The organism is Selenomonas sp. oral taxon 149 str. 67H29BP (assembly GCF_000146365.1).
GTDB lineage: Bacteria > Bacillota > Negativicutes > Selenomonadales > Selenomonadaceae > Centipeda > Centipeda felix.
In genome coordinates, this window is the sequence record NZ_GL397087.1 from 1 (window position 1) to 11,448 (window position 11,448).

Here is an 11,448-nt window from a genome sequence, read left to right on the forward strand (position 1 = left end):
CCTTGGCAGACAAGCTGAAAAAATAATGCTTGCATTTTCCGATGAAACTTGCTAGAATACATATCGTTGTCGGGATGTGGCGCAGTTTGGTAGCGCGCATCGTTCGGGACGATGAGGCCGCAGGTTCGAACCCTGTCATCCCGACCATTTTTTGTTTAGTGAAGACCAGCCGGTGGGCGGGTCTTTTTCTGTTTATGGGGCGGAGGGCTTTCACGTGACCTACGAAGAGATGAAATGTGCCGAGGAATTGATTGACTTTATTGATATGGCGACTTCGCCATATCATGTGGCAGGCAGGACGTGCAATGCACTGCTCGGGGCACATCTGTCTCCTGAGGAAGGAATTTCTGCGGGGCACAGCTATTATTTTCCCCTGTTTGATACGGGCGGCGTTGTCGTTTCGATTGGCGAGAATGTGCACGGTCCGCTGCGCATTGTCTGTGCCCATACGGATTTTCCATGTCTGCGCGTCAAGCCGCATGCGGTGATGCATGAGCACGGCTATGGCAAGCTCAATGTGGAGGTATACGGCGGGATGATCCGCAGTACGTGGATGGATCGTCCCCTTTCCCTCGCAGGGGCTGTGGCTGTGCGTAGTGCAGATCCTCTTGCTCCGCAGATGCACTGTGTCGATTTTCGCCGCCCGCTGATGATCGTTCCGAATCTTGCGATACACATGAACCGTAAAGTGAATGAGGGAGTGGAGCTGAAGCCGCAGAAGGATCTCCTGCCGCTGCTCTTCCTTGACGGTCGTGAAGAAGGCTCTGACGAGGATAGACTGACTGCACTTCTCGCTGAGGAGCTGAACGCTCCCACAGAGGAGATCCTGTCCTATGATCTGAATGCCTATCCCTGTGAGTGCGGCTGCCTGCTGGGGGCGGACAATGCGTTTCTGTCGGCACCGCGCCTCGATAATTTATCTTCGGTCAAGGCATGTCTCGATGCAGTGAATGGCTGGGATGGCATGGCAGGCATCCGTGTTGCAGCGCTCTTTGACAATGAGGAGGTCGGCAGCCGCACGAAGCAGGGCGCGGGTTCAGCTGTGCTTGGGATAATCTTGGAGCAGGTCTATACGGCGCTCGGATGCTCGCGTGAGGAGTATCTTGAGACGATTCTGCAAGGATTCTGTCTCTCGGTGGATGTTGCTCATGCGCTCCATCCCAATGTGCCGGAGAAGGCAGATCCGACCAATCGGCCCGTGCTGAACGGAGGCGTCGTGCTGAAGGTGGCGGCAAATCAATCCTATGCCGGGGATGCGCTCGGGCGTGCTGTTATAAGGGCACTGTGTGAGGACGAGGGGATTCCCTATCAGGTGTTTACGAATCACTCGGATGCGCCGGGCGGGGCGACACTAGGCTCGATTCTCTCGACGCAGCTGCCGATGCGGACAGTGGACATCGGCGTCCCTGTTCTCGGGATGCACTCTGCGCGCGAGACCATGGGAGCGGAGGATCAGGCGGCACTTACGCAGCTTCTTTCGGCTTTTTTCTCCGCATAAGAAAGACATCTGCGGCAAGGCGTGTTATAATAGAGCACATTATGTAGAGGAAATACGGAGAATACAACGGGGTGATATGTTGCGAGCAGTGGTCACGCGTGTTAAGGAGGCATCCGTCCATATTGATGGGATGCTGCATGGGCAGATCGGAACGGGCTATCTTGTTTTGCTTGGTATTGCGCCGGAGGATACGGACGCCGATGCAGCGCATCTGGCGGAAAAGATCGTTCATCTGCGCGTGTTCTCTGATGATGCGGGGAAGATGAACCGTGCGCTCTCTGAGGTGAACGGTGCAGTATTGGTGATCTCGCAGTTTACGCTCTTTGCGGATCTCAAAAAGCGCCGTCCGGGATTTTCCAAGGCGGCAAAGCCGGATGTGGCAATTCCTATGTATGAGGCGTTTATGACGCATCTAAGGGAACACGGCGTTTCTGTCGCACATGGAGAATTCGGTGCGGATATGCGGGTGGCATCGGTCAACGACGGTCCCGTGACGCTCCTCTTTGATACGGATGAGGTATAGAATGAATACGAATTTGCTTCGTAAATATGCCGCTCTTGTGGTACGTGTCGGCGTGAATCTTCAGGAAGACCAACCGCTCGTTATTCATGCGCCGATCACTTGTGCAGATTTTGTCCATGCGCTCGCGGCGGAGGGCTACAATGCGGGTGCGCATGATGTTGCCGTGAACTGGAGTGATGAGGAGTTCTCACACATCCGCTTTCGCCAGGCGCCTGCGGCACGGTTCCGTGAGTTTCCCGCATGGCGGAAGGCCTTCTATGATGAAAGTGCGGCGCAGGGAGCTGCGTTTATCTCTATCGCGGCGGAAAATCCGGATCTCTTCTCCGATGTCGACCCGAAGCGTCTGACGGAGGCGGGGCAGACAGCAGGCAAGGCTCTGCAGGACTATCGTGCGCGGCTGATGAGCAATCAGAATACGTGGTGTGTTGTCTCTGCCCCTACGCCTGCGTGGGCGTGCAAGGTATTCCCACATGAGACAGAAGAGACGGCGGTCGCGCGTCTCTGGACGGAGATTCTGCGTGCCGTGCGCGTGTCGGAGGAGTCTGACCCCGTTGCGGCGTGGAAGGAGCACGTGTCCGCTCTGCAGAAGACGGCAGATTTTCTGAATGCACATGATTTTTCGGAACTTCACTATCGGAACGGTCTGGGCACGGATCTCCATGTGGAGCTGCCCAAGGGGCATATCTGGATGGGCGGTGCGGAATGGGCGGCATCGGGGACGATGTTTGTCGCGAATATTCCCACGGAGGAAGTCTACACACTGCCGAAGCGAGACGGTGTGAACGGTGTTGTTGTTGCGTCGAAGCCCCTGCACTATAACGGAAATCTGATCTCTGGTTTTTCGCTGACATTCCGTGCGGGGAAGGTAACGGACTACCATGCGGAGAGCGGGGAGGAGCATCTGCGCGAGCTCTTGCAGACAGATGAGGGGGCACCCTTCCTTGGCGAGGTGGCTCTCGTGCCGCACGCGTCGCCCATCTCTGCGAGCGGTATCCTCTTTTACAATACGCTCTTTGATGAGAATGCGTCCTGTCATTTGGCCTTGGGTAAGGCGTATCCGACGTGCATCAGGGGAGGAGATGGCATGACGGAGGAGGAGCTTCTCCGTCATGGAGTCAATCATTCCCTTGTTCACGAGGACTTTATGATCGGAACGGCAGATCTATCCGTCATCGGCAGGACGCGGGCGGGAGAGGAGATCACGATCATGGAGCATGGCAGCTTTTCCTTTTGAGAACGTCCCTATCTGATTGCTTCCGATGGCTGAGGTGAAGAATATGCGGAACAATACGCAGAGCATCCTCTTTTTTCTTTCCTGTATGCTGGCATTCTGTGTTCTCTTTGCAAGAGGAGAAGCGGCGGGGCAGATACAGGACACGGACTTTTCCTATCGTGGCATTTCCCTCGGGGATGCAGAGCAGTCACTCAAACAGGCCTGGGGTGAGGAGGATACAGAGGGGACGCAGATGGTTCATGGGATTCATCTGCGTACGTTCACATACGGGGATGTTGTCGTCTCGACCACTGTCGCAGGAAAGAAGGTGGTGGACATCAGCCTCATGGGAGAAACGTATCGTCTGCGGCAAGATGTGCGCTATGGTGCGACGAGCAGCTACATCTTTCGTGTGTTTGGAAAAGCACAGCGGCAGTTCAGGGATGATCATACCTGCTATGTTTATGACGATCCGATGAATGTGCACCGCCATCTCGTGTTGAATCTGGATGCCGAGCACGGAGCACTGCTTTCCGCGCGGATGACCATGCTGCCGCTGACCGAGGAGGAGACAGAGGAACTCTCACGCGCTCCATACAGTCCGTTTGGTGTGCAGGATCTTGCGCGTGATTTCATCGAACAGAAGGAGATAGATGTGACTGCCTTGCCGTCTGCTGCTCCTGTTCGTCTGGGAGGATACGGAACATGACGCATCATCTGCACATGCGTATACTGGGACATCGCGTCATGCGCTATGCCGGCATTACGCTGGGATGTCTCATCGCGAGCAGTGCGATCAATCTCTTCCTCGTCCCGGCTCATTTGCTCACGGGCGGTGCAACCGGAATTGCGATGATTGTCTACTATCTGTTTGGACTGCCGATCGGTCTGCAGACGTTCGTCTATAACATTCCGCTGCTCTTCATGGCGTGGAAGCTGATGGGACGTGCGTATACGGTTGATATTATCATCGGTACGGCGATTTTTTCCTTTCTGCTTGATCTCACACGCCCGTTCAATGCCTATGCGCCGGTGAACGATATGATGCTGACAACGGTGTACGGCGGTGTATTCGCAGGACTAGGCTACGGCATTGTATTCCGCATGAACGGCAGCACGGGCGGATTCGACATCCTTGCGGCGATCGTGCGAAAGTACTATGATCTGCACATGGGCGGCGTGCTTTTCTCGCTCAACTGTCTCATCATGCTGATTGCCGCATTCCTGTTTGGCATGGCGCCGGCGATGTTCACGCTGATCTATATGTTCATCAATGCGACGATGGTGGATAAGATCGTCGCTGGATTCAATCAGCGCAAGGCCGTGCTGATCGTCTCCGATCGTCATCGGGAAATCGCGGAGAGTATCATCGACAACATGCACCGCGGTGTCACATTTCTGCATGGACAGGGAGCATATACACGCCGTGAGCGCAACGTTGTCTTCGTTTGCGTCGGGACAACGCAGGTCGGAAAACTGAAATTTATCGTCCATAATGTCGATCCTCATGCCTTCGTCATCATTATGTCGGCCAATGAGGTTATGGGGCGCGGATTCGGGCGAATCAATCAAAACGATGCCGCAGCATCCGATGAAAATACCGAAGATGAAAACGAAAGGAGATGAGTGTTCGTGGAAGCGACCTATTTGCTGAACAGCGGATTTCTCATCCGTGTGGGAGAGATTCTGCTCGTGTTTGATGCGTTTGATGATCCTGCCGGCGTACTACCCAAGGAGATTGGGGCACATGGGGATGCGCCGTTGTATTTTTTTGCGTCACATGCACATTTTGACCACTTTAACCCGATGATTGCCGATTTTTCGGCACACACCACACGCTATATCCTCAGTGAGGACATTCGTGAAAATGCAGGAGCAGCACGGATTCCGCAGGATAAGACCACGTGGATCGGCTGCTACGATGCATGGCAGGATGAGTGCATATCCGTGACATCGTTCTCCTCTACGGACGAGGGAACATCGTTCCTCGTCGAGGCGGACGGAAAGCGTATCTTCCATGCCGGCGATTTTAACTGGTGGGATTGGACAGGGGACACCGAGGTGAACCGTAAGTTTGCCGAGAACGGCTTTCGGAAACAGATGAAACGGCTGGCGGGGCTTTCGTGTGACGTCGCATTTTTCCCTGTGGACGGGCGTCTTGGTCCATCCATGGAACGCGGTGCGAAGGTGTTCTGCGCCGAGACGAACCCGCGCGCACTCGTTGCGATGCATTCCGTTGGCTATCCCGCATGGCAGCCCTCCGCAGATTTCTTTGCCAAGGGGCGAGAAATTCCTGTGTGGTCCCCCTGCACGGCGGGAGAGCGGCATAAATTTTCCAATTTTGGTTGAAATATAGGAGAGCATTCGGTAGAATGGGAAAGAAATTTTTTGTCCTTGCGCTCGTTTTTTTCGTTGTGGCTGCCGTGCTTTGTATCGTGCACAGCGGGAACGCAGGGATGTCACTCAATATGCCGTCACAGAATCAAAAAGGAGAACAACACACCGTGGCAAATCACATCGCAGTTTTTACAACGAATAAGGGAACATTTGAGGTCGAGCTGTTTGAGGACAAGGCACCGATCACGACGAAGAATTTCATCGACCTCGTGGAGAAGGGGTTCTATGACGGGCTGATTTTTCATCGCGTCATTGACGGATTCATGATTCAGGGCGGAGATCCGAACGGGAATGGCACGGGGGGTCCGGGCTACAGTATTCCCGATGAGTTCGACCCGTCACTTCGTCACGATGATGAGGGCATCCTCTCCATGGCAAATGCGGGTCCCAATACGGGCGGAAGTCAGTTCTTCATCACGCTAGCCGCGACGCCGTGGTTGGACGATCATCATGCCGTTTTCGGAAAGGTGATCGAGGGGATGGATGTCGTATGCGACATTGGACACACGCAGACCGGTTATGCAGACCGCCCCGTGCATGATGTTGTGATCGAGAAGATCACGATCAAGTCTGCGGACGAATGAACTACACCTACCTCCTGCGGTGCGCGGACGGGAGCCTTTACGCGGGCTGGACAAACGACCTTGAGCGGCGTCTTCGTGCGCATAACGACGGCAGCGGGGCAAAGTACACGCGTGCGCACCGCCCCGTTTTCCTCGCCTATGTCGAGTCCTTTTCGACGAAGGAGGAGGCGCAGCGGAGGGAATGTCAGATCAAAAAACTCCGGCATGCACAAAGAGAAGCATTAGTCCTGTCAGGCGATGAGGAACTCACCGCACTGCTGGATGAAATCAATAAAAAAGTACACATAGAGTGAAGGAGATCATTTCATGGCAGAGAAAAAGGTCATGCTGACCGAAGATGGGTACAACAAACTCGTTGAGAAACTCAACTATCTCAAAAGCGTTCGACGCATCGAGATCGCAGAGCGTCTAAAGGCCGCCATTGCTCTCGGTGACCTCTCCGAGAACTCTGAGTACGATGATGCGAAGAATGAGCAGGCATTTCTCGAGGGCGAGATTCAGGAGCTCGAGAACAAGATTCGCAACTCCGACATCATCAAGGCAGGCGACGGCAAGACTGTGACGATGGGCAGCCGTGTGATGGTTAAGGATTTGGAGTTTGACGAGGAGGAGACGTTCCTCATCGTCGGTTCGACGGAGGCGGATCCCGATGAGGGAAAGATCTCGAATGAGTCCCCGCTCGGCGAGGCGCTCCTCGGACAGAAAATCGGGCGCACCATCAATGTGAATGCTCCCGCAGGTGTCATCCAGTACAAAATTATCGATATCAAGAAGTGAAAGGAACATTGATGGCTGAAGAACATGCATCCGTTGCTCAGGAACAGGATCTGAATGAAATGATGCGCGTCCGTCGGGAAAAGATGGATGCATTCCGTTCCATGGGTATCGCGCCGTTCGGACATCGCTATGAGGTCACGGACTATGCGGAAAATCTGAAAAAGGAATACGATCATCTCGCCGAGGATGAAGAAGGAAAGGAAGTCCGCATTGCAGGGCGTCTGATGGCGATTCGCGGGCATGGCAAGGCGTCCTTCTCCACGCTGAATGACCGCACAGGGAACATTCAGGTATACTTTAAGCTTGACGTGCTCGGCGAGCAGAAGTACAAAGAGGAGTTCAAACGGCTCGATATCGGCGACATCATCGGCATTCGCGGTGTCGTCTTTAAGACGCGGCGCGGTGAGGTGACTGTGCGTGTCGAGGACTTTGACCTCCTCGCCAAGGCGCTTCGTCCTCTGCCTGAGAAGTTCCACGGACTGAAGGACGTGGATACACGCTATCGTCAGCGCTATCTTGATCTCATGGTCAATCAGGAGGTGCGTGAGACATTCCGCAAGCGCACAGCAATCCTCCAATCGATTCGCCGCTATCTCGATGCGCGCGACTTCCTAGAGGTTGAGACGCCCGTGCTTTCCACACTCGCGGGTGGGGCAGCGGCGCGTCCCTTTGTCACACATCACAACGCGCTCGACATCGACCTCTATCTGCGTATTGCGACCGAGCTCAGTCTAAAGCGTCTGATCGTCGGCGGACTGGATCGCGTCTACGAGATGGGGCGCGTCTTCCGCAACGAGGGGATGGACGTACGGCATAACCCTGAGTTTACCTCCATTGAGATCTATCAGGCATTTGCTGATCATCGCGATCTCATGGCGATCACGGAGGGTATTGTCCGTCAGGCGGCAGAGGATGTACTGGGGACGACGAAGATCACGTATCAGGGGGTTGAGATCGACCTTGAACAGGTGCGTACCATCAGTATGAATGATGCTGTCCGTGAGGCGACGGGGAAGGACTTCCTCTCCTGCCGTACAGTGGACGAGGCACGCGCCATGGCGCGCGAGATTCACGTCCCGTTCGAGGAGCGTCATGGCATCGGCGGAATTCTCAATGCAGCATTTGAGGAGAAGGTCGAGGAGTCTCTGATGCAGCCGACCTTCATTACGGGACATCCGACGGAGATCTCGCCGCTCGCCAAGCGCAACGCGGACGACCCGCGCATCACAGATCGCTTTGAGTTCTTCATCTATGGGCGTGAGCTCGCCAATGGCTTTACGGAGCTGAACGATCCCATCGATCAGGAACAGCGCTTCCTGGATCAGCTCGCACAGCGCGAGGCAGGGGATGCCGAGGCACATGTCATGGATCATGACTATGTGACGGCACTTGAGTACGGACTTCCGCCGACAGGCGGACTTGGCATCGGCATCGACCGCCTCGTCATGCTCCTGACGGACAGCCCGTCCATCCGCGATGTGCTGCTGTTCCCGACGATGAAACCTCTTGCTGAATAACGGGAAAAACTCCTTGACAAAGGAGCGCCTTATCGCATATACTTGTCAAAGTTTTTGGGTAGGTGGCCGAGTGGTTAAAGGCAACAGACTGTAAATCTGTCATCTTCGGATTACGATGGTTCGAATCCATCCCTGCCCACCATCGGCGGCATAGCTCAGTTGGCTAGAGCATGCGGTTCATACCCGCAGTGTCCGGAGTTCAAATCTCTGTGCCGCCACCAAATGAACATATATCCTCTCGTCTGATGATTTTCGGACGAGGGGATTTTTTAATGTCATGTCTATACATGAAAGGGTATAAAATTTTTTGATTAGAATAAATAGTTAAAGGAATTAATAAAGATGAAGGAGATTTTTATTGATAGAGTCCTCGATTATTTTGGGGATTTGATACCAGAGGATTGAGTCTCATAATGAGGAATAATCTGGCTTATGAATCCTATGGGAGGTGATGACGATGGAGTATAAATATAATCCGGTAGACTATGTACTATGTGAATATATGACGGCGTTCTGCCGGGTGTATGAGGAGAAAAATCGTCTCTATATGGGCATCCATGTTATGATGACCAATCCGCCGCCTCGATTTATGACCAAATTCTTCCAAAAATGAAGAAAGTATTATCCAACAATAGAATTTTGTATTTATTTTCCATAACTGTGACATTGAGTACGGAAAAGTAATTGATTTTTCTGAATGGAGATGTTATAATGATTTCATAGTTCAGATCTATTGGTATACCTTGTTTTAATTGTGTTGTTTATTGTGAAACAAGCAGCACAAGAGCTTTACTAAGGAGGAAATACGTATGAAGGTAACTGTTGTTGGTGCAGGTAACGTAGGTGCTACCGTAGCAAACGTCGTTGCGCTCAAGAAGTTTGCGAGTGAGGTTGTCCTTATCGACATCAAAGAGGGTGTCTCCGAGGGCAAGGCAATGGACATGATGCAGTGCTCGCATGCGCTCGGCTTTGACACGACGGTCAAGGGTGTTACGAATGACTACGCTGCGACGGCAAATTCCGATGTTATCGTCGTTACCTCCGGTCTTCCGCGTAAGCCGGGCATGACGCGTGAGGAGCTTGTCGGCGTCAATGCAAAGATCGTCAAGAGTGTTGTGGAGCAGGCGCTGAAGCATTCCCCGAATGCGATCTTCATCATCATCTCCAACCCGATGGATGCGATGACCTATCTTGCACTCAAGTCCACGGGACTTCCGCGCAACCGCATCATCGGCATGGGCGGTATGCTCGACAGCAGCCGTTTCCGTTATTATCTCTCTGAGGCACTCAACAAGGCAGGGCATCCTGCAACCCCGACCGATGTGGACGGTATGGTCATTGGCGGACACAATGACAAGACGATGGTTCCGCTCGTCAGCATTGCAACGCTCCGCGGCATTCCTGTCACGCAGCTCCTCTCGAAGGATGTCCTTGCTGATGTTGTCCAGAAGACGAAGGTCGGCGGCGCAACGCTGACGGGGCTTCTTGGTACGTCTGCGTGGTATGCGCCGGGCGCATCTGCTGCAACGCTGGTTGAGGCGATTGCGCTCGATTCGAAGAAGGTTATTCCTTGCTGCGTCTACCTCGAAGGCGAGTATGGCGAGAAGGAACTCTGCGTCGGTGTTCCTATTGTCCTCGGCAAGGGCGGCTTTGAGAAAGTTGTCGATGTCAAGCTCGAGGGCGAGGAGAAGGTGAAGTTCGAGGAGAGTGTCGAGGCTGCACGTGCTGTCAATGCACAGCTCGCTGATGCACTGAAGTAATCTTTTCTCCGTGAAGGAATAAAAAAGGATCTCTTCGGAGATCCTTTTTTGTACGCGTGATTATGGAAAACACGCGGAAGGGATTGACAGGCATGTATTGTTCCTCTATAATAGCTATGCACCGCAAGGTGCAGACGACTCACTAGCTCAACTGGCAGAGCAACTGACTCTTAATCAGTAGGTTCACGGTTCGATTCCGTGGTGGGTCACCATGAATGTTGGCCGCATATGCGGTTTTAGGCAGGTTGGCATACCAACCTGCCTTTCGTGTATCAAGCAAATGAGAGGAAGATGCCTTTGAATATCCTGATATCAAATGACGATGGGATTGCTGCAGAGGGGATTCATGTACTTGCGCGCCGCCTGTCCGGAGCACATCATGTGACGGTTGCGGCTCCTATGCATCAGCAGAGTGGTACGTCTCACGCGCTGACGATCGGGCGTGCGATTGAGGTGCGTGAGGATGAGAATTTCGATGCAGAGTGTCATGTCGCGGCGTGGGCGATCGACGGCACACCGACGGACTGTGCGAAGCTCTACCTGGATGCGATTGCAGAGGAACGTCCAAATGTTGTGCTTTCAGGGATCAACCACGGGTCAAATCTCGGTACGGATGTGATCTACTCGGGAACGGTTGGTGCCGCTTTTGAGGGATATTTCCATGGAATTTCATCGTTTGCACTCTCGCTTCTTGATGGCAGCAGTCTTTCATTTGCCGATGCGGCAGATTGTTTTGTCCCATTCATGGAACAAGTTCTTACTGCTGCAGATCAGCCATTTTTGTTGAACATCAACTTCCCGAAGGATCTGGCGGGAGATGAGCCGCGATTTGTGTTCTGCCGCCAGGGTGGACGCGATTACGTGAATGCATTTGAGCGCATCGAGATGGAAGAGGGGCGTGTGCATTACAAGGTAGCAGGCGAGGTGTCCGATACGGATAAGGGAATTGGAACGGATATCTATGCGGTGGAGCATGGGCTGATCGCGGTGACCCCACTGGGCGTGGATATGACGGACTATCCGCTGCTGCGCCAACTGGGTGATGCGCTATAACCACATTGATAATCACTATAAAGAGAGGAGATTCGGCCTTCTCCTCTTTTTTTTCATTCCTGTATGCGGTATAATATTGAATATGAATGGGGTTCATGTTTCTTTAGCTAAAATTTGCACGGTGAA

At 53.3% G+C, this 11,448-nt stretch carries 12 protein-coding genes and 4 tRNA genes; all 16 read left to right on the forward strand.

The annotated features are described in order from the left end of the window. The first annotated feature begins 70 nt into the window (after positions 1-70). The 16 genes from HMPREF9166_RS00010 to surE all read left to right on the forward strand — a co-directional run bounded on the left by HMPREF9166_RS00010 (position 71) and on the right by surE (position 11,322). Positions 71-147: transfer RNA gene (locus HMPREF9166_RS00010), tRNA-Pro, on the forward strand. 67 nt (positions 148-214) lie between these two features. After that, positions 215-1,498, forward strand: coding sequence for a M18 family aminopeptidase (locus tag HMPREF9166_RS00015; RefSeq protein ID WP_009441972.1), 1,284 nt, complete (start codon positions 215-217; stop codon positions 1,496-1,498). Between the two features lie 79 nt (positions 1,499-1,577). After that, on the forward strand, positions 1,578-2,021 hold the full coding sequence (gene dtd, locus HMPREF9166_RS00020) for a D-aminoacyl-tRNA deacylase (protein ID WP_039981473.1): 444 nt from the start codon (positions 1,578-1,580) through the stop codon (positions 2,019-2,021). 1 nt (position 2,022) lies between these two features. Further along, positions 2,023-3,255 carry an aminopeptidase gene (locus tag HMPREF9166_RS00025; RefSeq protein WP_039980699.1) on the forward strand — a complete coding sequence of 411 codons (1,233 nt, stop codon included), beginning with the start codon at positions 2,023-2,025 and terminating at the stop codon, positions 3,253-3,255. Between the two features lie 25 nt (positions 3,256-3,280). Continuing rightward, on the forward strand, positions 3,281-3,943 hold the full coding sequence (locus tag HMPREF9166_RS00030) for a hypothetical protein (RefSeq protein WP_009441975.1): 663 nt from the start codon (positions 3,281-3,283) through the stop codon (positions 3,941-3,943). Then, positions 3,940-4,860, forward strand: coding sequence for a YitT family protein (locus tag HMPREF9166_RS00035; protein WP_009441976.1), 921 nt, complete (start codon positions 3,940-3,942; stop codon positions 4,858-4,860). The genes HMPREF9166_RS00030 and HMPREF9166_RS00035 overlap by 4 nt, the downstream gene beginning before the upstream one ends. Before the next feature lie 6 nt (positions 4,861-4,866). Then, positions 4,867-5,583, forward strand: coding sequence for an MBL fold metallo-hydrolase (locus tag HMPREF9166_RS00040; protein ID WP_175279216.1), 717 nt, complete (start codon positions 4,867-4,869; stop codon positions 5,581-5,583). A gap of 23 nt (positions 5,584-5,606) precedes the next feature. Then, positions 5,607-6,215, forward strand: a complete 609-nt coding sequence (locus HMPREF9166_RS00045) for a peptidylprolyl isomerase (protein ID WP_009441978.1) — start codon at positions 5,607-5,609, stop codon at positions 6,213-6,215. Further along, the gene (locus HMPREF9166_RS00050) at positions 6,212-6,508 is read left to right on the forward strand and encodes a GIY-YIG nuclease family protein (RefSeq protein ID WP_009441979.1); all 297 of its coding nucleotides are present in this window, start codon (positions 6,212-6,214) and stop codon (positions 6,506-6,508) included. Before HMPREF9166_RS00045 ends, HMPREF9166_RS00050 begins: the two co-directional genes overlap by 4 nt. A 13-nt stretch (positions 6,509-6,521) precedes the next feature. Further along, positions 6,522-6,992, forward strand: coding sequence for a transcription elongation factor GreA (gene greA, locus HMPREF9166_RS00055; RefSeq protein ID WP_009441980.1), 471 nt, complete (start codon positions 6,522-6,524; stop codon positions 6,990-6,992). Positions 6,993-7,003: 11 nt separating this feature from the next. Beyond that, positions 7,004-8,509 carry a lysine--tRNA ligase gene (lysS, locus tag HMPREF9166_RS00060; RefSeq protein WP_009441981.1) on the forward strand — a complete coding sequence of 502 codons (1,506 nt, stop codon included), beginning with the start codon at positions 7,004-7,006 and terminating at the stop codon, positions 8,507-8,509. Positions 8,510-8,565: 56 nt separating this feature from the next. Next, positions 8,566-8,651, forward strand: a tRNA-Tyr gene (locus HMPREF9166_RS00065). Between the two features lie 2 nt (positions 8,652-8,653). Beyond that, positions 8,654-8,730: transfer RNA gene (locus HMPREF9166_RS00070), tRNA-Met, on the forward strand. 588 nt (positions 8,731-9,318) lie between these two features. Next, positions 9,319-10,269 (forward strand): malate dehydrogenase, encoded by a 951-nt coding sequence (locus HMPREF9166_RS00075; protein WP_009441983.1) that lies wholly within the window; start codon positions 9,319-9,321, stop codon positions 10,267-10,269. Between the two features lie 136 nt (positions 10,270-10,405). Next, positions 10,406-10,481: transfer RNA gene (locus HMPREF9166_RS00080), tRNA-Lys, on the forward strand. Between the two features lie 79 nt (positions 10,482-10,560). Then, entirely contained in the window at positions 10,561-11,322 is a 762-nt protein-coding gene (gene surE / locus HMPREF9166_RS00085) for a 5'/3'-nucleotidase SurE (protein ID WP_009441984.1), read from the forward strand. The last annotated feature ends 126 nt before the right edge of the window (positions 11,323-11,448 follow it).

What these genes read in the sequence shown, in the direction of transcription:
- HMPREF9166_RS00035 (WP_009441976.1), top strand. Translation starts at nt 3,940, where the DNA reads ATGACGCATCATCTGCACATGCGTATACTGGGACATCGCGTCATGCGC.
- greA (WP_009441980.1), top strand. Translation starts at nt 6,522, where the DNA reads ATGGCAGAGAAAAAGGTCATGCTGACCGAAGATGGGTACAACAAACTC.
- HMPREF9166_RS00050 (WP_009441979.1), top strand. Translation starts at nt 6,212, where the DNA reads ATGAACTACACCTACCTCCTGCGGTGCGCGGACGGGAGCCTTTACGCG.
- surE (WP_009441984.1), top strand. Translation starts at nt 10,561, where the DNA reads ATGCCTTTGAATATCCTGATATCAAATGACGATGGGATTGCTGCAGAG.
- HMPREF9166_RS00075 (WP_009441983.1), top strand. Translation starts at nt 9,319, where the DNA reads ATGAAGGTAACTGTTGTTGGTGCAGGTAACGTAGGTGCTACCGTAGCA.
- HMPREF9166_RS00045 (WP_009441978.1), top strand. Translation starts at nt 5,607, where the DNA reads ATGGGAAAGAAATTTTTTGTCCTTGCGCTCGTTTTTTTCGTTGTGGCT.
- HMPREF9166_RS00025 (WP_039980699.1), top strand. Translation starts at nt 2,023, where the DNA reads ATGAATACGAATTTGCTTCGTAAATATGCCGCTCTTGTGGTACGTGTC.
- lysS (WP_009441981.1), top strand. Translation starts at nt 7,004, where the DNA reads ATGGCTGAAGAACATGCATCCGTTGCTCAGGAACAGGATCTGAATGAA.
- HMPREF9166_RS00030 (WP_009441975.1), top strand. Translation starts at nt 3,281, where the DNA reads ATGGCTGAGGTGAAGAATATGCGGAACAATACGCAGAGCATCCTCTTT.